This is a genomic window from Bacillus sp. Brlt_9 (assembly GCF_051948935.1).
In the GTDB taxonomy this organism is placed as follows: Bacteria; Bacillota; Bacilli; order Bacillales; family Bacillaceae_G; genus Bacillus_A.
The window spans coordinates 294,701-318,572 of the sequence record NZ_JAYJLO010000004.1 but is presented as its reverse complement, the minus strand read 5'-3'; the positions used below and the strand labels follow the sequence as shown (position 1 = coordinate 318,572).

Sequence of the window (23,872 nt, the reverse complement as noted above, 5' to 3'; positions counted from 1 at the left end):
CTTATTTCGGTTCAGGATGATTCTTTTCAGCCATAAAAATGGCATGTGCCTTGTTCATAAACTGAAGCACATCTTGATCAATTGGATATAAACTTAGCTTCTCTGATTGTTTTGGGGACATTCGTATCTCCCAAAGCTTATTTAAAAATTCATCCTCACCTTCAAATTCTTCTAAGCACTTTTCTTCCATTCTTCTTATGATATTTTGAACTTTTGTTGCTTTTGGTCCGTCCTTCATATAACGCTTTAACTGACCTATGAGGGCAATCCATTCGAGTGAATCAGAGCAGTCACTTGCCATTTTGGGGACCTTTTCTAATAGTTTTATTTCTTTTTCTTTAAATACAGATTCGCGATAATATTGTTGGATTTCTTTATCTTTGCTGGATAATTGCATGATTTTTTGAATCGCGATCCAGCTTTCTTCTCCTTCTATCGCAATTCCATTTATCATTTCCCGTAAGGATAATTCTATTTTCTTTAAATTTTCCTGCTCATTTATTACATAAGATAATTGGCTCTTTAAACTATCCGACCAATCCCACTCATTGAAGCCGAGCATATGTTTAATCTCTTGTAACGGAAAGCCAACCTTTTTTAAAAATTGAACGTGCTGAAGTTTTTTTATTTCTTCATTTGTATATAAACGATGGCCACCCTCTGTTTTGGATGCTGGTTTTAATAATCCGATTTTATCGTAATAACGCAGTGTCCTTACTGTAACGCCTGTTAGTTCTGCAACTTTATTAATGTGTATCAACTAATAAACCTACCTTTCAGTACGTTAAGATTTTATCGTAAACGATTATTTTCTTCATACCACATCTATTCTTCTTTACTAAAAAGGTTTTTAAGTAAGTAGCCTGTTCCTAAGCCAATTAGTACACCAGGAAATGCATGATCCAATGTGAGTCCGATCCCTGCACCTATAATGACACATCCATAAATAATAATATCGCCTTGTTTCATCTGAAAACCTCCTATTTTTCTAATTTCTTTTATGAAATTGCTAAATAGTAGCTACTTAAGAGTATATAAAATGACCCAAGGTCAACTTCAAGTGTTTTTTATTAATAAATTTATATAAACCTTTAAAGCACCCTCTAACGGAAGATTTAATTTCAAAATATTTATACTAAATTATATAATAGGGGGGTGTTAATTGGGTAGAAAGGTTATGATACTACATATATATTAAATCTTATTGAAACGAAGGGCATAAGCCGAGCTACTCTTTACGATAGTTTTGAAGATAAGGATGCCCTATTTAAACTAGTTTTGGAACCTTATAAAAACTTCGGTGCCTTATCATACAGAATTCACGTATTGTTCTTACTATCTCGAGGTGAAAGGGGAGGGAATGTCTTTTGGGAAGTAGACCTGTAAAGTTATTTTTAAAATCAGTCCTATTTTTTCTCTTATGCGGTATTGTTGTTTATTCTATATTTCAGATTATGTTTGTCTGGAGTGTTTCGAGAGGATTAGGAAGGGATGATATAGTCGGATTTTCTGATAATAAGTATGTAATTGGTCGTCCACCTGTTAGCTATAATTTATATAAAAAAGATAGTGGGGAAACTATATTAGATAATGTTATTGGTTATAAAAAAGGAAAAACGAAAAGCTATGTTCGGAATGAAAGCGAATTTGTAGTGATAAATGAGATAAAGGGTAGCTATGAATTGTATAAAATAGAAAAAGCTTCAGAAAAGGATATAGAGCGGCTGAAAGAAATACAGAAATTAGAATGAAAGAGACTATTTGAAGGGAAAAAATACTGTTTGGTTAGACTTCGCAATGGCTGAATTGTACGTGAGTAGCGAAGATGAGAAATCCAGTTATCCTCGCTTGTATCGTCAGATGTTAGACAGATTAGCAAAAGCGCAACGAGTATTAGCAAGGCGTGTAAAAGATTCAGCTCGCTGGAAGAAATAATTGTGAAGTGTATAGAGGTGCATTTTATCTCGTAATACGAGGGGAAAAAGACTTCCAGCTCGATATAAGGCGGAAGTAAGAAAGCTTAATTGTTTGTAAAAGTTCAGTTGTTGTAGGTGAATTTAGTTTAGTATTCAGAATATAAGTTTTTATCGGTATTTTTCGCTTTAAAATAGACGAAAAAAAATAATTTTTCCTTCAAAAACGAACATTAAAAATAATTTTAATGAAAATGTTCATTTTTAGATTGCGTGCGCACTAAAATTTTGATATATTACCAATATAATAATTTTACACATCATCACTCGTATATACTCGGTAATATGGTCCGAGCGTTTCTACCTAGTTCCCAATGAAAGAACTGGACTACGGGTTAAAGTATTCGGCCGTGCTATTTCATGAGCGCTACCGATCTATAATTTGGCATTTGTTTTATTTTTTGCTCAATTAACTTTGACTACCGTAGTTCTAGAAAGTAGAGATTCTTCTACAATTTCTAGAACTTTTTTGTTTGGACCAAAAGCATCGAGTATAGAAAACAACAAGAGAAAGAGGAGATTATTTATGAAGAAGAATACGTTGAAAAAATGTGCTGCCCTAGTAACTACTGTTGCACTGTCATTCTCAATACTTGCGGGATGTAATGCGGGTCCAAAACAAGTTGAAGCAAAAAGTAATCAAAAACCTATTTTAATTCAAGGTCCAATGCCGATAGAAGCTGAGAAGTTTGCAAAAAGGTTAAAAAATGTGAAAGAAGAAAAGTCTGGAACTTTCGTATTTTATAAAGGAACTGTCGACAATTATCCTGTAATCGTAGCGAAAACAGGTAAAGGAATGGAAAATACAGCAGCCGCTACAGCAGTGGCTATTGAAAAATATAAGCCTAAGGCGATTATTAACCAAGGAACATCAGGTGGACACGATCCAAATTTAAAAGTATTTGATATTGTTTTAGGAAAACAAGTAGCAAACATAGGTTCATTAAAAACAACAAATTTGGATGAGAATCAAGGGATTGAACCGACAAAATGGATTTCAATGGACTTAATGGCTTCTGAAGGAAGTGCAGGAGAAGATCCAAATGCTGAGAAAATCCGATACTACGAGGGAGATAAGGATTTACTTGCAGCAGCTAATGCGGTGAAAGATAAATATACAAAAGGTAAAGTGGTGGAAGGGACTATAGGCTCAGCAGATCTTTGGAATAATGAAGTGGATAGAATTAAGTGGTTCCATACAAAATACGGTACATCTGTAGAGGAAATGGAAGGTGCTGCAGCAGCGCAAATTGCAAAAGCTTATGACGTACCATTTTTAGGGATTCGAGTATTATCTAACAATAAAACTAACGGCGGAAAATACAATCCAAATACAGCGGCGGCAAATCAAGAATATGTATATGAAGTAGTTAAAAAGTATATAGATTCGATGCAAAATAAATAGTAGTAGTTCTGTCCCAATATAAAAATGTAATCATTACTGCACAATGTGTAGTGAATTCAGAATTAACAAAGTTTCTTTCATTAAAATAGATTGGTGCCTTACATGGTATCCAATCTATTTTTGTACTTATTCTTCAGAGGAAGAAGGGTTTTACACCAAAAAATAAAGACAATTATAGAAAAAGGAAAAGTCGAGCTATCATCTTAATTTTTATCCAAAAATTTTTTTGAACGATTTATCAAATATGCATAATTGCATAAAAAAATTGAAATTTATAAGTTAACATTAAACTACTTTTTAATTGTAAAGAATATTTTAATAATCTTTACTAGAGAAGGATATTCCTTGTGAAAAGTAGATAAACAAAAATTGTGGAAATAATACAGACTCAATAGAGTTTTGTATTAAATAAAAAGAAAAGGATGGGTATGGCTTTCTAAAAGTTTTTGGGGGTTAGAAAGCACTTTTTAGTGAATAGCTTCAAATTATATTTTAAAGGGGAAATGGGTATATGAAGTTTCGAAATACAAAGCTTGCTATGGTTACACTCTCTTCATTTTTTATTTTAGGTACGGCATCTCTATCATTCACAGATATCATACACGGTGAAGTAGCTTCTGCATCACCACAAGAGATGACTGTAAAAAGCTATGACGATACATATTATAATAATGCAATAGGAAAAACGGGTTTAGAATTAAAGAAGGAACTTCATAATATTATTGATGACCATACAAAGTTATCATACAGTGCGGTTTGGGAAGCACTAAGAGATACTGATGAAGATCCAAATAATAAAAACAATGTGATACTCTTATATACTGGGCGTTCGCAAGGGAAACTTACGAATGGTTCAGGAGTTGATAATTGGAACCGAGAGCATGTTTGGGCGAAATCTCACGGTGATTTTGGAACGACTGCAGGAGCTGGAACAGATTTGCATCATTTAAGAGCGACGGATGTATCTGTAAATAGTTCACGTGGAAATCTGGATTTTGATAATGGTGGTGTGAATCATTCGGAAGCGACAGAATGTAAATACGATAGTGATTCTTGGGAACCTCGTGATAGTGTAAAAGGAGATATCGCTAGAATGCTATTTTACATGGCTGTTCGTTATGAAGGAGACAACGGTGAAATAGACCTAGAATTAAATGAAAAGGTGAATAACAATAAAGACCCATACATGGGCAAACTATCCGTTTTACTAAAATGGAATGAACAAGACCCGGTAGATGATTTAGAGCGAAAGCGTAATGAAGTGATTTTTACGAAATATCAACATAATCGTAATCCTTTTATTGATCATCCGGAATGGGTAAATAAAATTTGGAACTAAAATACTTAAAGGTATTTTACTTTGAGAGAAGGGATTGATCATAGTGATCAATCCCTATTTATATCTATACTAGAATAAGTGATTTTTATAGGGTTGGAGAGGAGAATAGATATTTTATCAAGTTAAGTATAATATGAGTCTTTTAATAAGGTCCCCATTCAATATTCACACCAACAATAAGAAAAATAAGTCCAATGATAAACCAAATGAATGCAAGTGGAGCCATAAATCGAATCCATTTTCCGTAAGAAATGCCGCTCGCTGCGAGTACTCCCATTAAAACACCGGAAGTTGGATTGAGGCAGTTCACTACACCTTCTCCAAGCATAACAGCCTGTACTGTAACTTGGCGTGTAATATGCATGAAATCAGCTAATGGAGCTAATATCGGAATGAAAATAACAGATTCTCCTGTCCCGGATGAAATGAGGAAATGTAATGCGGCACTACTTACATACATACCGATAACGCCAAATACAGGGCTATGTCCTTCGAGAGACTGTGCGAGCTGATTCACAATTGTATCAAGTAATTTGCCTTGTTCTAGAATAACTGAAATACAACGAGCCATTCCGACAATCAAAGCACCGTAAATGAGATTTTGGCAGCCTGCTAGAAAAGTAGAAGCGATATCGTTTGCTTTCATACCACCTATTATTCCCGCTGTAATTGCTATGAAAATAAAAGTAGCAGTCATTTCCGCGTCCGTCCAATGTAGACGAAAAGCACCTATTAAAAATGCAATTAATGATAAAGCTGAAACGATTAAAATTAATTTATGACGTATTGTCCAAGGAACTTCTGTTTTCTCTGTTTCTTTCTCGCTTGAAAGAGCATTACTTGGAAACCAGTTATCGCCGAGGATGCTTCCTTTATTCGATTTTTTTAAGCGTTTTATATACCAATTAATATATAGAATGGTAGCCAGTAAAAAAGAGATATAAATTGCTGTACGTAAACCAATTCCTGAAAACATTGGGAGTTCCGCGATTTTTTGTGAAATGCCTAAAGGTGAAGGGGATAAAATAGTAGCATTGAAGCCGGCATAAGTACCTAAATAAATAATTGCTACGCCAACGATAGCGTCCCATTTCAATGTGCGCGCAACGATGATGCCGATGGGGATGAAGCCAATAACTGAGTTTACGATAATGCCAGTCGTGCCGAGAATAGAAAAGAGTGCGGCGACAATGCAAATGAAAAGTAATTGCTGATTACGAAACTTGTTAATCACATGATAGATTAAACCGTCAAGAGCGCCTGTTTTTTCAAGAATCGCAATGGCACCGCCCGTAAATAAAATTAAGAAGATGATAGGAGCAGCAAGTGTCATTCCTTTTTCAATAGCGGTAAAAAAAGAAACAAACCCTACCGGCGATTGTGGAACAGAATGATAACTTCCTGGTATTGTCGTAGTAACAGTCCCGTTTGTAACTCTTTTAAACTCTCCAGCAGGAACGAAATATGTAGCTATTGCACAAAGTAAGGCAATAAAAAATAGTAGTACGTACGCATCAGGCATTTTAAATTTTCGTTTACTCGGCTGCTTTTTTACCTCGGTATGTAATTGCATAAAACCCCTCCTTTTTCACTTGGTTAATTTTTAATATTCTGAAATTTATCTGTGAAATAGATTATAATAAAGGTGACTTCTTAAGGCAATAGTTTTTCTGTCCTTTTCTTACGCATACAAATTCTTGCAACATGAGACAGGGAAACGAAAAGTATCAAAGAATATGTTATATAGAAAGAATAAGGAAAAGAGGGAAAAAGATGTGGAAAACTACGGATCTATGTGATGAGTTTGAAAAGGAATTACAAATATGTCGTCAGTCTTTTCGGTCTTTTGGGAAGAAAGAACAATTTCACGGGAAAATTGCAACGGTAAAAGTGAAGGATGATAATGTACTAGTGAAGGAAGGATTGCAAACACTACCAGAAGGAACGGTATTAGTTGTTGATGGCGGAGCATCCACGAATTGTGCGTTACTTGGTGATAATTTGGCTGCTATTGCGGAGAAAAGAAAGCTAGCAGGAATTATTGTAAATGGATATGTTCGTGATTCTAGTGAACTAAAGAATATTAATATTGGTATTTTAGCGTTAGGGACGATGCCAAATAGAAGTGTAAAAGAAGGAAAAGGCGAGCGGAATATTTCGTTGCAATTTGGACAAGTAGAATGGAAGCCGAATGAATATGTATATGCGGATGAAGATGGCGTGATTATTAGTGAAAAGAGTTTGCATCGTTAAGGGCTAGTAAACTACTATTCTTAGAAAATAAATCTGATAAGGAATGGACAAAACTCTTTGTCAATAGTAAAATAATACAGAAATTTATAATTAACAGAATGTATAGGTTTATCGTTTTACGATAACTGAAATGGAAGTAAGTAGTGCCTAGAAAAGTGAATGTTATCACAATGATACGTTCATAAACAAAATTATTTTTCCTATACAAATATAGCCGCGAATGATGCGGGTAGGAGGTGTTGCACAGTTTGTTCGACACTTACAAAAAAAGAGTGTCAATTGCACGCCCTTGAAGGGTCTTTTTTTGTGTAAATAGTAGTAAGGGAGGAAATTTTGGGATGGCAATGTTGAAAAAATGGCTGCTTATGTCGTTAATGGCAGTTACACTCGTATTTGTGTCTTTTGCAAATACAGTACATATTACGTTTGCTGAAGGAAATACAGCAAAACTTGCAATTATTGGGGAATCACAAAAGGGCATTATGTTATGTCCAAAAGAAGAGCAAATTAAAGATGGAGAAACAGCTTTAAGTTTGCTGCAAAAGGTCATGGGGGACAAAGTAGAATCTGAAACGATGTCGTTTGGAACATATGTAAAAGGCATCGACGGTTTAATGGCCGGGGCTACAAGTGGTTGGACGTACGATGTAAATGATACATCTGCACAAGTTGGGGCAGATAGTTATAAATTAGAGTCTGGTGATGTTGTTGTTTTCCGCTTTGTTTCAGACTGGAGCAATATGAGCCAGGAAACATTACAGCAAACATTAGATAAATTTGGTACTTGTAAAACTGTAGAAGAACCAAAGACAGATGATCCGAAACAAGAAAAACCAGAAGAACCAAAAACGGATGATCCAAAACAAGAAAAACCAGAAGAACCAAAAACGGATGATCCGAAACAAGAAAAACCAGAAGAACCAAAAACAGATGATCCGAAACAAGAAAAACCAGAACAACCAAAGCAAGAGAACATTCAAGTACCAGCAGCGCAAGTAAATGACGCGATCTCTAAGACGTCTGAAAAGATGTTACAAGATGGAATTGAAAGTGATTGGGTAGCTTTAGGTCTTTCTCATTCTGGAAAGAATGTTCCAATTGAGGCGAAATTAAATTATGTTAAGGCAGTAACTGAAAAAGTAGAAAAGCGCATTAATCGTTTTTCAGCGACAGATTTAGCTAGAACGATTATTATGATGAATGCAATGCAAGCAGACCCTACAAAGGTTGGCGAACATAATTTAGTTCAAAAATTGTACGAATCAGATAAAGTAAATTCTGTTACAGGTTATACATTTGCTTTACTTGCATTTGATACGAAGAAATATGAAGTTCCAGTGAATTCAAAATGGAATCGAGTTGCTTTAGTAGATGCGCTTTTAAACGCACAGCATACAGATGGTGGCTGGACTTACGATAGCGCAAGCAGTAAAGACAGTGCTAGTAGCGTTGATGTAACAGGCATGGTTTTATCGGCATTAGCTCCTTATCAAGATCGACCGGATGTGAAACCAGCTGTAGAGAAAGCTGTTGCTTATTTATATAAAGAACAGTTAGACAATGGTGGTTTTTCTGCTGATGGACAAGAAAATTCTAATAGTGTTGCGCAAGCAATTATTGGATTATCACTTGTGAAAGATGTAGATCAAAATCGTCTACATAAGGCAGTGCAAAATCTATTATCATATCAACTTCCAAATGGTGAATTTAAATGGTTACCAGGTGATCAAAATGGTAGTGGAATGGCGACAGAGCAAGCATTATTAGCTTTAATTCAGTTTAAAGAACTTGGGAAATCTATTTATGATTGGTCGAATGTAGTCATTGGTGAAGTAATTAAACCGAAACCAATTGAACAGCCAGAAAAGATTGTTGAACCGGAGAATAATGTAGTAGATAAAGAAGTTACAGAAGAACCGGAAGAACAAAAACAAGTACAACAAGAAACGAAAGATGACAATTTAAAAGTTGTTGTTGATAACGAAACGGTTAAAAATAAAAAATCCGGAAATGGTAGCACATTACCAAAAACAGGAGCATCTTCTCATAGTGCAGCGACAGAAGTAGGTATGGGTGTATTATGTATTGCTTCTGCATATGTATTATGGAGACGTAAAGCAGCTTAACAAAAATTAGGAGCAATCATTTGCTCCTAATTTTCTTATGAAAGGTGAGAGACAACATGAGTAAGATGAAGTGGTTTATTTCTTTACTGCTTTCACTTGGGCTACTTGCCGGATGTGAAGAGGCAGCTGTAAAGCCTGAGAAGAAAGTAGAACCAAAGCAAGAAGAGATAGCAAAACAAGAAGAGAAAAAAGATGAAGCGAAACCGGAAGAAAAACCGGAGGAAAAACAAGCTGAACAAGAGCAAAATAAGCAAGAAGAGCAGAAAGAGAAGCAAGAGCAAAAAATAGAAGAAAAACCGAAAGAAGAAAAGCCACAGGCACAACCGGAAGTAAAGAAGGAAGAAAAACCTCAGGAACAGCCTGCTGCTAAGCAATCAGAACAGCAAAAAGCACAAGAAGAGAAACAACAAGAGCAACAACCGAAAGCACCAGAAGTAAAAGAAGAAGCGAAGGTTGTAAATCAGCCAAAAGAAACACCGAAGCAGGAGCAAAAAATTGATCCGAATAAAGAGGAGAAAACGATACCGACGCCAGTAATACCAACTCCTGAACCGAAAAAACCAGACCCAGTACCAGAACCTAAAGCAAAACAAGTCACTATCTCAGTAAAAGGTAATGAAGGATACTTACTAGGTGCGAAAAAGATGGATGTACAAGAAGGCGATACAGTGTATAAAGTATTGCAGCGTACGGGATTAGATGTTGATGCAATGGGTTCTAAAGGTGATATTTATGTAAAAGGTATTAATGATTTATATGAAAAAGATGTTACGGCTACTAGTGGATGGAAATATCGTGTGAACGGTGCGTTTCCAAACTATAGTGCAGGTGTAGCTACAGTAAAACCAGGAGATACAATCGAGTGGGTGTTTGTATTAAAATAAGAAAGGCATTCGGTAAAGGACTATGAAAATAAGTTTTTCTTCTTTACATCCTTTTGTGAATTTTTTCTATTATATCGGGGTGATGATACTATGTATGATGTGTCTTCATCCTCTTTTTTTAATTGGAGCGATACTATTAATCGTTATGTTAAATATAATGCAAGGGAATAGCGAAAAGATAAGAAAAATGTTACCGAGCACAATTGTTTTCTTTTTTATGGTCATTTTATTTAATTCGTTATTAACGCATAGAGGTCGAACTACGTTGTTTTGGTTAGGTGATAGTCGTATTAAGCTTGAGGCGATCATGTTTGGAGTAGTAATGGGGTTATTACTAGTTGCGATTATGTTTACGTTTGCTTCGTATAATGATATTATTTCGAGTCATAAATTTTTATATTTGTTTTCTAGAATTTCACCGAAAGTAGCATTGTTAACGATGATTACAGTGAGGTTTGTGCCGTTGTTTATTAGGCGATTACAGAAAATTACACTCGTCCAAAAAACGAAAGGTGTACAAGTTGATGCAGGTTCCATTATTGAACGCGTGAAAAATGGTATGCAATTGCTGCAAGTATTATTAATTTGTTCGTTAGAAGATGCACTGCAAACGGCAGATTCTATGCAAGCTCGTGGATTTGGTGTAACGAAGCGTACGACGTATATTCGATATAGAATGGAAAGACGCGATTGGTATACACTCAGTTATTTAACGATTCTATTCATAGCCGCGGTCATCTTTAATAATTATGGCGGAGGAAAATTAATTATCTATCCGAAAGTTGAATCTATTTTATTTCAGCAATATGATGGAATAATGTTTGGCATATTTATGATGTTTATTAGTCTACCAATTATAATGGAAGGAAGGGAGTGGCTATGGTGGCGCATGCAGAAATAAACAATTTATCATTTGTATATGCTGATGAAAACGAATATGCGTTACAGCATATTTCTCTTTCTATTCAAAAAGGAGAGTTTATTGCACTTGCTGGAGGATCAGGATCTGGGAAGACGACTTTATTAAAACATTTTAAAAAGGAGTTACTTCCGATCGGTACACGTTCAGGAGAAATTTTTTATGATGACGTTTTATTAGAGGAAGTACCAGATCTATTATCTGCACAAGAAATTGGTATGGTATTTCAAAATCCAGAAAATCAGCTCGTAATGGATACAGTCATTCAAGAATTAGCATTTTCTTTAGAGAATGTTGGATTACCATCACATATTATTCAAAAACGAATAGCAGAGCTCATTAGCTTCTTAGGATTTCAAGATTTATTGCACCAATCTGTTCATACGTTATCTGGTGGACAAAAACAACTTGTCAATTTAGCTGCCGTACTAGTTATGCAGCCAAAACTATTATTATTAGATGAACCAACAGCGCAGTTAGATCCAATTGCAGCGAAAGAATTTTTAGGATTGTTAAAACGTATTAACGAAGAACTTGGAATAACAATCGTTTTAAGTGAACATCGTTTAGATGAAGTAATACCACTTGCTACGCGCGTTATTTGTATGAATAATGGTCAAATCGTGTATGATGGAAATCCTAAAACGGTTATAGCGAACATGTGGGAAGTTGAAAAATTCCGTCCATTTATTCCGCAAATTCCAAGATTGTTTTTAGAATGGAACGCGGAAGATATTCCGTTTACAGTGCGAGAAGCGCAAATGAAATTGAATAACTTTTCAGATATATCATATGTGAATGAGCCAATAGCACAAAGTGAAAAGCGGGAAGTTATTTTAAGTGCAGAGCATATTTCATTCCAATATGAAAAAAGTAGTCCACTTATTTTACGAGACTTAACTGTATCGATTGAAAAAGGAAAATGGGTAGCTCTCGTTGGGAAAAATGGTACAGGGAAGTCTACACTGTTAACGATATTAGCTGGATTACAAAAAGCGAGAAGAGGGAAAGTAAAGTGGAACGGCAAAGTGATACATAAAATTGATTCGAAAGAACGGTTTAAAAGGATCGGGTATGTATCACAACATCCGTACTATCATTTTACATTTGATACCGTGTGGGAAGAAGTGTATGAACGTGCACGAGAGTTATACGGAGAACAAGGAAAAGAAATAGCAGAAAATATGCTCAAACAGTTTTGGTTATATTCGCTTAAAGAACGCCACCCGCATGATTGTAGCGGGGGAGAGCAACAACTACTCGCGTTATGTACAACGTTATTATCAAAGCCGACTTTATTATTACTTGATGAACCGACAAAGGGGCTAGATCCGTGGAAGAAAGAAAGAGTAGGAGAGCTATTTAGGAAGCTGCAAAAAGAAGGTACAACAATTGTAATGGCAACGCATGATATTGAGTTTGCAGCGAAATACGTTGATCAATGTATGATGTTATTTGACGGAGCAGTCATTATGAATGATGCACCGAAAGAATTTTTTAGTGGTAACTTCTTTTATACAACATCTATTAATCGATTCATTCGAAAAGAATTGCCATATGCATTAACGTGGGAGGATGTGTACGAAGCGTGTCCAAACGATATGTTGCATTCATAATATGCATTTTTGCAGTAATAATAGGCACATTACTCTTTACTACACTTATCATGGATGGTTATTACATGTTAAGTAGTTTGTTTTTATTAGTTGTTATTATGATACCTTTCTATATCCGCTTTGAAAGAAAGGCGTTTGTTTCACGTGAAATTGTTCTCGTTGCCGTATTGGCGGCAATTGCAGCAGTTAGCCGCGTACCATTTTCTATTTTACCGAGTGTACAACCAACTTCTTTTGTTATTATCGTTTCTGCAATTGTATTTGGAAGTGAAACTGGTTTTATGATCGGTGCAACAGCGGCTATCGTATCTAACATTTTTTTAGGGCAAGGTCCGTGGACGCCGTGGCAAATGTTCTCATGGGGGATGATTGGTTTTATAGCTGGATTATTACGTAATACATTTTTAATGAAAAAGCTATGGGGAAGACTTCTATACGGATTATTTGTTGGATTTTTATTTGGCTGGATTATGAACTTATGGGGGCTTCTCGGTTTTATACAAGAAGCAACGTGGGAAACAGTTGTCGCGTACTATGTTGCAAGTTTTTATTTCGATTTGAGCCATGCAATTTCAAATGTTATTTTCTTACTATTATTTAGTACGTCTTGGATTACGATTCTTACGAGATTCAAAAAGAAATATGGCATATTAGATAAGCATAACATGGCATAGAAAAGCATACTCATATAAGGTAGGGTCGCGACTTACATATTCGTTTGCCTCTTTCATGCTTCTTACATATTGTAAGGAGCATTTTTTATTGTCAAAAAATAGTCCAATATATATCCGTTACTATATAAAATTATTTGTATAATAATAGGTGAGAACTATTTTCAAAGAGGAGGTGTATAGTTAATGAAGTTAGTTATTCCGAAGCAACACGGTGCATGGGCTATGCTCGTAATACCGTTTCTATTAAGTGTCATACTTGGGAAACCTACTATGTATCATATTCCATTGTTTTTAGCTTGGTTCTTTATCTATTTAGCTACGTATCCATTTCTTACGTACATAAAGCAAAGACGAAAAAAAGAGTTTTTACATGCTGCAATTGTATATTTTATCATCGCATTTATATTTGGGGTGGTTTCTCTATTATATGAATGGCGCATTCTTTTATTCGTAGCAGTAATGATCCCATTATTTATAGTAAATATGTATTACGCTCGTCAAAAAAATGAAAGAGCGTTACTAAATGATATTAGTGCGATTATTGTTTTCTGTATTGGCGGTTTAGTTAGTTATTATTTTTCAATGAAACTTATAGATAAAACAGCATTATTTATTGCGCTTATATCATTTTTATATTTTTTAGGAAGTACGTTTTATGTGAAAACGATGATTCGTGAGAAAAATAACCCGAAGTATCGTTTTATATCATGGGGTTATCATATTCTATTAACAATCATTGTATTTGCTATCAATCCGTGGTGCGCCCTTATTTTTATACCGAGTGTCATTCGAGCCATTATGTTGTACGGCAAAAAGATTTCTATTATAAAAGTAGGTATTTTAGAAATTGCTAATTCTGTATATTTTTTAATCATCACGGTAATAATTATGAAGTATGCCATTTGAAAAAGCTTCCCACCTTATGATGGGAAGCTTTTTCAATCTTGTTCTAAAATGTGAACGGTGTAATCACAGCGTTGAATAGCTTGTTCGATCGCATAAAGGGATTGTTCAATACGTGCGCGATTAAAATCTTTTTCAACAGTTTGTAGTGCTGCTTCTAAACAATGTTTTGCTTCTTGTAATGATTGAAATGAATCTTGTACATATCCGCGAGCATTTTCGTGCATTTCATAATCCTCCTTGCATATTCATATATGTATAGTATGAGCAGTAAAGAAGAAAATATTATTTGTTATATTTGTTTGACAATTAAAATGAAATTACGTATAGTAAGAATTAAGTGAATATTTTCTTATCCAGAGAGGTGGAGGGACTGGCCCGATGAAACCCAGCAACCGCGATGCAGGTGCTAATTCCAGCAGAACATATTTGTTCTGGGAGATAAGACGAAGATATATACGTAACTTCTTCTTATCGGAGAGGTTTTTTTATTGCAAAAAAACCGATTACGAAAATTTATATTAAGAAGAAAGGGGTTGCGAAGTACTGTGACACTCGAAAAATACGTAAAACTGCGTAGTACAGTTTATGAATATATGATAGAGCAAGATAAGCCAATATCATTGTTAGATATTCAAGAACATATCGTTTCGCATCATGAAGGAAAATTCACGAAAAAGATGTTACATCAATTTTATTTGTCAAGACTATTAGATGAACTGAAACTGGATGGGAAAATTACATTAGCTGATGAATATCTCTATAATGAAAAAGGGGTATTTTATAAGGCGAGAAAAGGGAGCTAAGCTCTCTTTTTTTTGAAGTATGTAGAGTAAAAGACTGCTTAAGCAGCCTGATACAGGGAATGGTGTTGAGTGTGTAGTGTCAAAGATTGAATGTGCCTGAAAGAGGCACTTCATATCGGCTGCAAATGAAAAGAGACACCTTCGCCGAATAGGTGTCAGTCGTTTGTCATATAGACTTGCTATTTGACAGTTATTAGAATAACATGCAGTGGCTCTAGAAGTCAAAAGGGAATTAAAGGAAGAGGTGTTTTTATGTACGCTTACTTATTAAAAGAGTTATATAGGTATATTCCGAAACACATTATTGATAGAGGTTATGAATATTATGAAGAAGGACATGTAGAAGATGTTGAAATACATAATAATAAAGTATTTGCGTTTGTGACTGGTAATGCAGGAAATTATGAAGTAGTGATAGAACTCGAGGATTTTTCGGAAAGTAGCTGCGAGTGTCCATATGAAAACTATTGTAAGCATATGGCGGCAGTTGTTTATGATATTCAAAGTGCTGGTGAGAGTACGGTGAAAGAGAAACTGAAAGATTTAGACAAGGAAGAGTTACTTACCGTATTAAATCGTTTATTACAAAGCTCAAAAAACGTGCAAATTGTAGAAAAGATGTTAAATAAGGGGAAACTTTAACTATAGAGGGAGTTGTTTTGTAGTGAATGTACTAATTGTATACGCTCATCCTAGTACTTCCAGTTTTAACGCAGCGATATTAAAGCATGTGCAAAAAGGATTACAAGAAACAAATCATTCGGTTACAGTACTTGATTTATATAAAGAAAAATTTGATCCCGTCCTTGTATTTAATGAAGAGAAGAAAAGGCGTGATTTAGTACATGAAGAAGAAACAGCTCGGTACAGAACGTTAGTAGAAGAAGCAGATACGCTTCTCTTTATATATCCGATATGGTGGTGGGGAATGCCTGCTATTTTAAAAGGATTTATTGATCGCATTTTCGTAGCTGGATTTGCTTATAAATATGAAGGGGCCCTGCCGAAAGGCTTATTGAAAGGTAAGAAGGCATGGGTAATTAATACGTTAGATTCACCGTTATGGTACGTCGCCCTATTATATCGATCAGCAGATTGGATTATGATGAAAAGAGGAGTTTTACGTTTTTGCGGCATTCGCGATATAAAACGATCTGTTTTTCAATCTGTGAAAACGAGTAAACGAGAGAAGCGGGAAAAGTGGTTATTACAAATAGAAGAAAAGGCTCGTACGTTATGAATGAAATCGATCGTATTATAAACTGTTGTGGGTATGATAATGAACTTTTGCGAACGTATATTACATGCTTACTTCAATTGAAAAAATGTAGCGAAACATTTCAGCAAATTCAAATAGAGTTAAGAAATGACTACTTGATAAGAGGAATTTGTGAAAGAGAAGTTGATGAGGTAGTACGGGGAAGTAAAGAATATGAAGCATATTTTCTTCCTAAAGCGTTACAGTGGAATTTTTTGAGGGAACATCCACATTTAATTGAAAAAGTATGTGTAGATTTTTTTGCATTTGAGGTATTATCTCTTACGGAGATAGAGTGGCAGAGGGTTATAAATTGCATGGGAAATAAATGATTTATTATGTAAAAAAGCTAGTATAAAACTAGCTTTTCGTTTAAATAAATAGGAAACATAGACTAATGATAAATCCTGCATATAGCAAGTTAACAACGCAAAATCCCATAATATCACGAGCACCTAAACCAGCTATCGCTAATGCTGGTAATGCCCAGAATGGTTGAATCAAATTCGTCCAAGCATCACCCCATGCAATGGCCATTGCTGTTTTTGCTGCAGGTACACCAAGTTCAGCGCCAGCTGGAATCATAATTGGTGCTTGCACAGCCCATTGACCGCCACCCGATGGAACGAAAATATTAACGATGCCAGCACTTAAAAAAGTAAAGAGCGGGAAAGTCGTTTCGTTTGAAATGCTAATAAAGAAATTAGAAATAGCTCCTCCAAGTGAAAGTCCTTCACTATTTGCTCCAATCATCATTCCCATAATTCCAGCATAAAACGGAAATTGTAGTAAAATACCAGAAGCACTTTTCGTAGAATCTGAAAAAGCGCGAATATATTGAATCGGAGTACGGTGGAAAATAAGTCCAGCAATTAATAACATAAAAATAACGATGTCTAGCGTAAGGTTAAAGCCTTTCGTATAAAAGTAATTGAAAATATAAATGAGACCTAACAATCCAACGCAAAGTGTAATAATGATGCTATTTTCCATTTTTTCAGCGAACGTATTGTTTCCTACTTCTTGAGCCGCAGCTTCTTCATGAAATACGCTAGGATCTACCGTTATTGTATGTTTTTCATCTGGATGCATCGCTTTATTAATGAGAGGCATCGTAACGAGAAAAATAATAACTGGTACAAGTGCGTATGGTGAGAATAACGTTTCTGTTATTGGGATCGCTTCTTTAATACTGCCAGCTGTCGTTTTAATTAACGTTTCGCCGCCTGTTGCTAACGTAAGAGGAATAGAAGCAGAAAGCCCCGCATGCCAAATGAGAAATCCAGAGTAAGAAGAAGCAATGGCTAGTCTATAATCTAATCCTTCCAGCTGCCTTGCCACTTCTTTTGCATATAAAACAGATACAACAATACCAAATCCCCAGTTTATGTATGCCCCTAGTAAACTTACGATTGAAATGGCAATAATACCTTGTCCATTCGTTTTCGGTAGTTTTGCCGCTTTCGTTAACCCTTTTTTAATGAGGGGAGCATTTGCTAAAGCAGATCCTGTCACGAGTACAAGTGCCATTTGCATAGAAAAGGCGAGTAGTCCCCAAATTCCATTACCCCAATGATTAATCATTTCCACAGGTGTTTGGTGCGTTGCAAACATGCCGAAGAAAATAACAAAAACAGTTAATAAACATGATAAAATAAACGGCTCTGGCAAGAAACGTTGTACTAAGGCGACGCAACCATTTGTAAAAGAACGAAACAAAATAGATCAACCTCCTTATGTATATGTATTACAATTATTCGAGGTTGATTCGTTCATAACCTTTTGTAATTAGAAAATTCTGATATTTTTAGAGAGATTGAAATATTGTCAAGAAGAGTAGTACCATCATCATCATCTGACAGAAAAAGTTGCTTTTCCTCAATATGAAATATTGCATATAAAAATGAATTGATGCAAATGCAAAAGCTTATTATAATGAAAGCATAAATATACAACACATCTCAATACAGCAAAGAGGAGGAAGTAATATGGAAATCGCAATGGCAGTATTAAAATTTTTAGGTGGAGTAATTCCGTTAGTTCAAGAACTTTTAAAAGCGTTTATGTAAGTTTATTAGTTAGCTATCATGTATCCATCATTATTATATCTTACTAAAAAAAGAATGGTGTGATTTTTCTGAACATTAAGAAAAATACCAAGAGAAGAAAGTTCCTTACATGTTTATTAGTCAGTCTATGCACTCTTAATTATTCATCTATTTCTTTCGCAGAAACACAAGCGGGTAATGCAACTGATATAACTAAAAATGCTAGTAGCATTGATACTGGTATAGCAAATCTTAAATATAATAATCAAGAGGTTTTAGCTGTAAATGGTGATAAGATAGCGAGTTTTATTCCGAAAGAAAGTATCAATTCAAATGGTAAATTTGTAGTAGTGGAACGCGAGAAAAAATCACTTACAACATCACCAGTCGATATTTCAATTATTGATTCTGTAGCAAATCGCACGTATCCAGGAGCTGTACAACTTGCTAATAAAGCTTTTGCAGACAATCAACCGAGTTTATTAGTGGCTAAGAGAAAACCTTTGAATATTAGTATAGACTTACCCGGCATGAGAAAAGAAAATACAATCACTGTCCAAAATCCGACATATGGTAATGTGGCTGGAGCAGTAGACGATTTAGTATCTACTTGGAATGAAAAGTATTCTACAACACATACGTTACCTGCAAGAATGCAGTATACAGAATCTATGGTTTATAGTAAATCACAAATCGCAAGTGCTCTTAATGTTAACGCTAAATATCTTGATAATAGTCTAAATATTGACTTTAATGCGGTTGCAAATGGAGAAAAGAAAGTGATGGTGGCCGCATATAAACAAATATTTTATACTGTAAGTGCTGAACTACCTAACAATCCATCTGATCTCTTTGATAATAGTGTTACTTTTGGTGAGTTAACTCGTAAAGGAGTAAGTAATTCGGCTCCACCTGTTATGGTTTCAAATGTAGCTTATGGTAGAACGGTTTATGTAAAATTAGAAACAACATCTAAGAGCAAAGATGTACAAGCTGCTTTTAAAGCTTTACTTAAGAATAACAGCGTTGAAACGAGTGGACAGTACAAAGATATTTTTGAAGAAAGTACCTTTACTGCTGTAGTATTAGGCGGAGATGCGAAAGAGCATAACAAGGTTGTTACAAAAGATTTCAATGAAATCCGAAATATCATTAAAGATAATGCAGAATTAAGCCTTAAAAATCCGGCATACCCAATTTCATATACAAGCACTTTCTTAAAAGATAATGCAACTGCTGCTGTTCATAACAATACAGATTATATCGAGACGACAACTACAGAATATTCAAGTGCTAAAATGACACTTGATCATTACGGTGCTTACGTTGCTCAATTTGATGTATCTTGGGATGAATTCACATTTGATCAAAATGGGAAAGAAGTACTAACACATAAAACATGGGAAGGTAGTGGCAAAGACAAAACAGCTCATTACTCTACAGTTATTCCTCTTCCACCAAATTCTAAAAATATAAGAATCGTTGCAAGAGAATGTACAGGTCTTGCATGGGAATGGTGGAGAACAATTATTAATGAACAAAATGTTCCATTAACAAATGAAATAAAGGTTTCAATTGGAGGAACAACATTATACCCAACTGCTAATATTAGTCATTAGGTTGGAGTAAAGCGCCCTGGTTATAGGGCGCTTTTTTACTTGTTTGAAAGAATATCGTTGTTTTTAGATGTATCATAATCAATTCGCAAATCTTGTAATCATATTTTTTATGGCTGTATCAATGTTATTAACGATTGCATTCCCCATTATTAAATCCCCATAAATGTAGCCTATCTTAGGTTGATAGTGATGCATGGTGCCTCCATGTATATAAATGCATTTTGTCGAAATTATTAAAAAGGGGAATTTTTCTATTTGAAGAACTAATAATTGATTGTCAATATGTATTAGAAATCTCAATCTAAACTAAAGGAGAACAAAATGGGACAAAACAATAAGGGCTTTTCTGAAACAGGATTGCGCAAAATGCGCAATATATTGGCGCGGCATGTCGATTCTGGAAAGATTCCTGGGCTCGTCGCCTTAGTCAGCCGAAACGGCGAGACGCATGTCGAAGCGCTTGGAACAATGAGGCATGATGGTGGTGCACCAATGCGTCGGGACACGATTTTTCGATTGGCGTCCACTAGCAAGCCAATCGCAGTTTCACCAGTAATGGTTCTGCTCGATGAGTGCAAACTGCATTTAGACGACCCAATAGACAAATGGCTACCGGAACTCGCCGACCGGCAAGTATTGAAACAGCCCGATGGCCCGCTAGAAGAGACCGTCCCAGCACGGCGTCCTATCACTGTACGAGACTTGTTGACCTCCACATTCGGGCTCGGAGTGGATCTCACGTTGATGGGTTCTCCAATCATGAATGCGTTCTTCGAGAGTGGGATATTCGACACGCCAGGGCAGGATATGCCCGATCCAGATGAGTTTATGCGTCGCCTAGGTGGACTTCCGCTAAGCTATCAGCCCGGGGAGCGGTGGCAGTATCATATCAGTATAGAAGTAATCGGCGTTCTTGTTGCCAGGGTCACGGGTCAGACGTTCGAGTCGTTCTTGCGCGAACGCATATTCGACCCGTTAGGAATGAAGGACACTGGATTCTACGTACCTCAGCTCAAGATTGATCGGCTTCCACCAGCCTTCAACCCCAATCCGCAGACAGGTGAATTCATCGTGTGGGATGAGGGGGCGGGTGGACGTTATAGCAAACCTCCATCATTCCAAGCAGGCGGTGGTGGACTGCTTGGAACCGTCGACGATTATCATGCGTATTTACAGATGCTTTTGAATAAAGGGATGCACGGTACTAAACGGATCCTGTCTAGGCCCGCAGTCCAGCTGATGACCACCAACCGTCTTACTCCAGAACAACAAGCATACCGAGACGATTTGGCCAAAAATAACGTCCATTTGTCGTTCGGACAAGGGATCCAAGGTGGCTGGGGCTTTGGGATGGCGGTGCGTACCTATCTTGGAGACTACGCGTCTATTGGTCAATTCGGCTGGGATGGTGGAACCGGTACTTCAGCTTACGCTGATCCAGATAAACAGTTTATTGGAATTCTGTTCACCCAGGTTGGGATGTCCACTCCGGCCCCATCGCATCTTATCCAAGACTTCTGGACTACGGCCTATCAAGCAATCGAAGACTAAGGTACGTTTAAAGGAAAACGCTACGATCGACATCATGGTTAAAAGTTAGGATAGGACCGTGTTGGAAGTACGGCGGTAACACTTGGGCATTATTAATAATAGCCCAACAAAAAATCCTCTTGGATGCAAGAGGATTTTTTTATTGGGAATAGTAAGGATGAGGGGGGGTGTATTACATATGGGAAAAGGTAGAAGTAATAATGCTGGTAAAAAGCAACCAAATTTCGATGATTCATCTAATTTCGCTAAACAAAGTCAACCGACAGAAAAGAAGAAGAAATAAAAAAGGAGCTCTCTTTATCAAGAGAGCTCCTTTTTTTTATATATTGACGTTTCGGCACAACGTATCGATTGCTCAACCAAATAGTCATTATAGTCATTCATGCAAGGCTTAAACTCCTTCGAATGGAAGTAAATTTAATATTATTGTCCTGCTTTTTATAATGTTTCTACACGTTTACCTTATTTAAAAAGCCAATAAAAAAAGACACGTTTCCTAAATAAACGAGCTCTTAATGGAGTATTATCTTTATTTTGAGCATTTAATAAAATTCTCCAATTTATATTTTCTAATAGTCTATGAAATTTAATTAATTAAATGTAAAATTTATATAGTAAGTTATAAAAATTTATGGAGAACTTTAAATATATTATTCTACAATTAGGCCAAATTATAGAGTGAAAGTTCTACTAGGTCTAAAAATATTGAGAAACACGAGGAGAGGGTTACATTGACTATTTATGAGCAATTTATAGAGGCTCTTAAAGAAAAAATAGGTGATACTTTAACATCTGCAGAAATAAAGGACAGATTAATAATAAAATTTAATACGAAACCAGGGAGTATTAATCCTGCTGATTATTGTTATAACCGTTATAACAAAGGGAGAGTGTTTAATAAAAATTTGTTTATATATATAAACAAAAAAACTTATAGGTATGTAGGTGAAAATTATCCTTATACAGGATTAGTTTTTCACAAACCTAAAGGGACAGATGTTGAGTCTGTTGTAGGGGAGTGGGAAAATGGCAAACTTCTTTTCTATAAGGATAAGGATAAAATAGGAATCTCACAAATTAAAAAGTTATATGAGGCATACTTTGAAATGTTACGATTTGAAATGAATGTTCTTGGTTGTAAGGCAACTGAATTAAGACATCTTATAGGTCGTCTAGGTGAATTTTTTTGTGTTCTTTATACGAATGGTGAGCTATCCAAAGTGACTAATCAGCATGGATATGATGTCATTAAAGATGGACGAAGAATAAGTGTTAAAACAACTGCCCAAGAAAAAGGTTTTATCACGATCAATCAGAAGACATTTGACCTATTCGATGACTTCTTCGTAGTTCAGTATAAAGATGATGATTTGAAACTATTATTTTATGGGCCAAAGGAAGAGATTCCATCGCTTAGACCATATGGGAATACTTATGAGGTTGATATACATTCTTTAAAGAGAGTAGAAAAGACACTCGTATAAGGGTGTCTTTTTTTGCAGAAGTAAGCAGCTCCAACGATGATTATTCAGCTTTGTAATTGTTATAGGAATCATATGAAACAAAAGACACTTGGTAAAAGGGATACATTGAATTTGTAACCCTTTTTTTGTTACTCATTAAAAATTATTAGTGTGTAGTGACTGATATTTTCTATACATACCTATCAAGCTAAAAAAGAACATATACCAACATAGTCTTATAGAATTGCATTTAACTTTATTTAAATCTTCATGTATGAGTGTTATTTTATACATTCACTTGATTGTTGAATATGCAGGTATGATCCCCATAGCTCTCATGTTTACCTGTTTTGAGTTGAAAATTAGAAATTTTAAAATATTTATTGTATATATTATGTTAAATATTGTAAAATAAAATGGTACCGAAAAAACCAAATTGGTACCATTGGTTTAGGGGGCGGATTATGAAACAAAGAATAGTAACAGAAACAATTCATCAAATTCAAATGAAGGGGTTTACATTTACAATTAGTGACCTAGCAAAACAGTTAGCTGTCAGTAAGAGGACAATCTATGAGCACTTCTCTTCAAAAGATGAAATAGTAGATGAAGTTATTCGTAATGTAATAGAAAGTATTCAAGAAAAGGAAAAAGATATCGCTGAAGACGGTACGTTACAAACAGTTGAAAAAATAAGACTCATTTTAATTTGCATTCCGCAACAATTTCAATTTATGGATGCACGTTTATTAGTAGAACTAAAAAAACATCATTATTACCAATGGTTAAAATTAGATCAGTTTTTACGTGAAGGTTGGTTTACTGTAATTGGTTTAATAGAAGAGGGAATGAGAGAAGGAAGCATAAGAAAAATTCAAATCCCGTTTTTTATTGAAGTATACTTGGGGGCACTGAATCGCATATATGATCCTATGTTTATAGAAAAGAGTGATTATACATTGGGAAGTATGCTTGAATCGATTATGGATATGTTACTGTATGGAATTTCTAATTCAAAATAGAAGGTGGGAGAAT

At 35.4% G+C, this 23,872-nt stretch carries 23 protein-coding genes, 2 pseudogenes and 2 riboswitches; of the genes and pseudogenes, 20 read left to right on the top strand and 5 right to left on the bottom strand.

Annotated elements, in window-relative coordinates:
* Window position 1 precedes the first annotated feature (1 nt).
* Together VF726_RS18115 and VF726_RS18110 are read right to left on the bottom strand one after the other, a co-directional pair.
* Window positions 2-760, bottom strand: coding sequence for a MerR family transcriptional regulator (locus VF726_RS18115; protein WP_440170816.1), 759 nt, complete (start codon window positions 758-760; stop codon window positions 2-4).
* A 65-nt stretch (window positions 761-825) separates the two neighbouring features.
* Window positions 826-969 carry a hypothetical protein gene (locus VF726_RS18110; protein ID WP_440028962.1) on the bottom strand — a complete coding sequence of 48 codons (144 nt, stop codon included), beginning with the start codon at window positions 967-969 and terminating at the stop codon, window positions 826-828.
* A gap of 201 nt (window positions 970-1,170) precedes the next feature.
* Here VF726_RS18110 and VF726_RS18105 point away from each other — a divergent pair.
* The 5 genes and pseudogenes from VF726_RS18105 to VF726_RS18085 all read left to right on the top strand — a co-directional run.
* Window positions 1,171-1,305: pseudogene (locus VF726_RS18105) on the top strand (TetR family transcriptional regulator); the annotation flags it as partial.
* A 62-nt stretch (window positions 1,306-1,367) separates the two neighbouring features.
* Window positions 1,368-1,751, top strand: a complete 384-nt coding sequence (locus VF726_RS18100; RefSeq protein ID WP_440170814.1) for a hypothetical protein — start codon at window positions 1,368-1,370, stop codon at window positions 1,749-1,751.
* Between the two features lie 19 nt (window positions 1,752-1,770).
* A pseudogene (locus VF726_RS18095) lies at window positions 1,771-1,932 on the top strand (RNA-guided endonuclease TnpB family protein); the annotation flags it as partial.
* 288 nt (window positions 1,933-2,220) lie between these two features.
* Window positions 2,221-2,324, top strand: a riboswitch (purine riboswitch).
* Window positions 2,325-2,499: 175 nt separating this feature from the next.
* On the top strand, window positions 2,500-3,378 hold the full coding sequence (locus VF726_RS18090; RefSeq protein ID WP_440170812.1) for a 5'-methylthioadenosine/S-adenosylhomocysteine nucleosidase: 879 nt from the start codon (window positions 2,500-2,502) through the stop codon (window positions 3,376-3,378).
* 511 nt (window positions 3,379-3,889) lie between these two features.
* The gene (locus VF726_RS18085; RefSeq protein ID WP_440170809.1) at window positions 3,890-4,717 is read left to right on the top strand and encodes an endonuclease I family protein; all 828 of its coding nucleotides are present in this window, start codon (window positions 3,890-3,892) and stop codon (window positions 4,715-4,717) included.
* Between the two features lie 142 nt (window positions 4,718-4,859).
* Here VF726_RS18085 and VF726_RS18080 read toward each other — a convergent pair whose 3' ends face one another.
* Window positions 4,860-6,290: a YfcC family protein gene (locus VF726_RS18080; protein ID WP_440170807.1), complete on the bottom strand. Its 1,431-nt coding sequence runs from the start codon at window positions 6,288-6,290 to the stop codon at window positions 4,860-4,862.
* A gap of 200 nt (window positions 6,291-6,490) precedes the next feature.
* Here VF726_RS18080 and rraA point away from each other — a divergent pair, with 200 nt between their 5' ends.
* The 7 genes from rraA to VF726_RS18045 all read left to right on the top strand — a co-directional run bounded on the left by rraA (window position 6,491) and on the right by VF726_RS18045 (window position 14,095).
* Window positions 6,491-6,970 (top strand): ribonuclease E activity regulator RraA, encoded by a 480-nt coding sequence (gene rraA, locus VF726_RS18075; protein WP_440045543.1) that lies wholly within the window; start codon window positions 6,491-6,493, stop codon window positions 6,968-6,970.
* 338 nt (window positions 6,971-7,308) lie between these two features.
* Window positions 7,309-9,096: a DUF4430 domain-containing protein gene (locus tag VF726_RS18070; protein ID WP_440170804.1), complete on the top strand. Its 1,788-nt coding sequence runs from the start codon at window positions 7,309-7,311 to the stop codon at window positions 9,094-9,096.
* A gap of 56 nt (window positions 9,097-9,152) precedes the next feature.
* Window positions 9,153-9,980, top strand: coding sequence for a DUF4430 domain-containing protein (locus VF726_RS18065; RefSeq protein WP_440170801.1), 828 nt, complete (start codon window positions 9,153-9,155; stop codon window positions 9,978-9,980).
* A 22-nt stretch (window positions 9,981-10,002) separates the two neighbouring features.
* Window positions 10,003-10,881, top strand: coding sequence for an energy-coupling factor transporter transmembrane component T (locus VF726_RS18060; RefSeq protein WP_440170798.1), 879 nt, complete (start codon window positions 10,003-10,005; stop codon window positions 10,879-10,881).
* Window positions 10,854-12,515, top strand: a complete 1,662-nt coding sequence (locus tag VF726_RS18055) for an ABC transporter ATP-binding protein (RefSeq protein ID WP_440170796.1) — start codon at window positions 10,854-10,856, stop codon at window positions 12,513-12,515. Before VF726_RS18060 ends, VF726_RS18055 begins: the two co-directional genes overlap by 28 nt.
* The gene (locus VF726_RS18050; protein WP_440170793.1) at window positions 12,488-13,189 is read left to right on the top strand and encodes an ECF transporter S component; all 702 of its coding nucleotides are present in this window, start codon (window positions 12,488-12,490) and stop codon (window positions 13,187-13,189) included. Before VF726_RS18055 ends, VF726_RS18050 begins: the two co-directional genes overlap by 28 nt.
* A gap of 183 nt (window positions 13,190-13,372) precedes the next feature.
* A complete protein-coding gene (locus VF726_RS18045; protein WP_440170791.1) occupies window positions 13,373-14,095 on the top strand; it encodes a YwiC-like family protein in 723 nt (240 codons plus the stop codon).
* Between the two features lie 32 nt (window positions 14,096-14,127).
* On the opposite strand, the gene VF726_RS18040 is transcribed toward VF726_RS18045, so the two are convergent.
* Window positions 14,128-14,319, bottom strand: coding sequence for a hypothetical protein (locus VF726_RS18040; protein WP_000544998.1), 192 nt, complete (start codon window positions 14,317-14,319; stop codon window positions 14,128-14,130).
* Window positions 14,320-14,441: 122 nt separating this feature from the next.
* Window positions 14,442-14,540, top strand: a riboswitch (SAM riboswitch).
* Between the two features lie 100 nt (window positions 14,541-14,640).
* On the opposite strand from VF726_RS18040, the gene VF726_RS18035 reads away from it, so the two are divergent.
* The 4 genes from VF726_RS18035 to VF726_RS18020 all read left to right on the top strand — a co-directional run bounded on the left by VF726_RS18035 (window position 14,641) and on the right by VF726_RS18020 (window position 16,488).
* Window positions 14,641-14,898, top strand: a complete 258-nt coding sequence (locus tag VF726_RS18035; protein WP_098390121.1) for a hypothetical protein — start codon at window positions 14,641-14,643, stop codon at window positions 14,896-14,898.
* A gap of 252 nt (window positions 14,899-15,150) precedes the next feature.
* Window positions 15,151-15,540, top strand: a complete 390-nt coding sequence (locus tag VF726_RS18030) for an SWIM zinc finger family protein (RefSeq protein WP_440170787.1) — start codon at window positions 15,151-15,153, stop codon at window positions 15,538-15,540.
* Window positions 15,541-15,562: 22 nt separating this feature from the next.
* A complete protein-coding gene (locus VF726_RS18025; RefSeq protein ID WP_440170785.1) occupies window positions 15,563-16,138 on the top strand; it encodes an NAD(P)H-dependent oxidoreductase in 576 nt (191 codons plus the stop codon).
* Entirely contained in the window at window positions 16,135-16,488 is a 354-nt protein-coding gene (locus VF726_RS18020) for a group-specific protein (RefSeq protein WP_440170782.1), read from the top strand. The genes VF726_RS18025 and VF726_RS18020 overlap by 4 nt, the downstream gene beginning before the upstream one ends.
* Before the next feature lie 40 nt (window positions 16,489-16,528).
* Here the strand turns inward: VF726_RS18020 and VF726_RS18015 are convergent, their stop codons facing one another.
* Complete coding sequence (locus tag VF726_RS18015; protein ID WP_000490004.1) at window positions 16,529-17,875, bottom strand: short-chain fatty acid transporter; 1,347 nt, start codon at window positions 17,873-17,875, stop codon at window positions 16,529-16,531.
* A 409-nt stretch (window positions 17,876-18,284) separates the two neighbouring features.
* Here VF726_RS18015 and alo point away from each other — a divergent pair, with 409 nt between their 5' ends.
* From alo to VF726_RS17995, 4 genes are all read left to right on the top strand, one after another.
* Complete coding sequence (gene alo, locus VF726_RS18010) at window positions 18,285-19,823, top strand: anthrolysin O/cereolysin O family cholesterol-dependent cytolysin Alo (protein WP_440170779.1); 1,539 nt, start codon at window positions 18,285-18,287, stop codon at window positions 19,821-19,823.
* 321 nt (window positions 19,824-20,144) lie between these two features.
* Window positions 20,145-21,374 carry a serine hydrolase domain-containing protein gene (locus VF726_RS18005; RefSeq protein ID WP_440170777.1) on the top strand — a complete coding sequence of 410 codons (1,230 nt, stop codon included), beginning with the start codon at window positions 20,145-20,147 and terminating at the stop codon, window positions 21,372-21,374.
* Window positions 21,375-22,105: 731 nt separating this feature from the next.
* Complete coding sequence (locus VF726_RS18000; protein ID WP_440170774.1) at window positions 22,106-22,858, top strand: DUF7225 domain-containing protein; 753 nt, start codon at window positions 22,106-22,108, stop codon at window positions 22,856-22,858.
* A 443-nt stretch (window positions 22,859-23,301) separates the two neighbouring features.
* Window positions 23,302-23,859 carry a TetR/AcrR family transcriptional regulator gene (locus VF726_RS17995; protein ID WP_440170772.1) on the top strand — a complete coding sequence of 186 codons (558 nt, stop codon included), beginning with the start codon at window positions 23,302-23,304 and terminating at the stop codon, window positions 23,857-23,859.
* The last annotated feature ends 13 nt before the right edge of the window (window positions 23,860-23,872 follow it).

Coding starts and splice junctions, on each gene's coding strand:
- VF726_RS18045 (WP_440170791.1), top strand. CDS start 13,373: ATGAAGTTAGTTATTCCGAAGCAACACGGTGCATGGGCTATGCTCGTA.
- VF726_RS18020 (WP_440170782.1), top strand. CDS start 16,135: ATGAATGAAATCGATCGTATTATAAACTGTTGTGGGTATGATAATGAA.
- VF726_RS18060 (WP_440170798.1), top strand. CDS start 10,003: ATGAAAATAAGTTTTTCTTCTTTACATCCTTTTGTGAATTTTTTCTAT.
- VF726_RS18040 (WP_000544998.1), bottom strand. CDS start 14,319: ATGCACGAAAATGCTCGCGGATATGTACAAGATTCATTTCAATCATTA.
- VF726_RS18085 (WP_440170809.1), top strand. CDS start 3,890: ATGAAGTTTCGAAATACAAAGCTTGCTATGGTTACACTCTCTTCATTT.
- VF726_RS17995 (WP_440170772.1), top strand. CDS start 23,302: ATGAAACAAAGAATAGTAACAGAAACAATTCATCAAATTCAAATGAAG.
- VF726_RS18030 (WP_440170787.1), top strand. CDS start 15,151: ATGTACGCTTACTTATTAAAAGAGTTATATAGGTATATTCCGAAACAC.
- VF726_RS18110 (WP_440028962.1), bottom strand. CDS start 969: ATGAAACAAGGCGATATTATTATTTATGGATGTGTCATTATAGGTGCA.
- rraA (WP_440045543.1), top strand. CDS start 6,491: ATGTGGAAAACTACGGATCTATGTGATGAGTTTGAAAAGGAATTACAA.
- VF726_RS18070 (WP_440170804.1), top strand. CDS start 7,309: ATGGCAATGTTGAAAAAATGGCTGCTTATGTCGTTAATGGCAGTTACA.
- VF726_RS18090 (WP_440170812.1), top strand. CDS start 2,500: ATGAAGAAGAATACGTTGAAAAAATGTGCTGCCCTAGTAACTACTGTT.
- VF726_RS18005 (WP_440170777.1), top strand. CDS start 20,145: ATGGGACAAAACAATAAGGGCTTTTCTGAAACAGGATTGCGCAAAATG.
- VF726_RS18080 (WP_440170807.1), bottom strand. CDS start 6,290: ATGCAATTACATACCGAGGTAAAAAAGCAGCCGAGTAAACGAAAATTT.
- VF726_RS18065 (WP_440170801.1), top strand. CDS start 9,153: ATGAGTAAGATGAAGTGGTTTATTTCTTTACTGCTTTCACTTGGGCTA.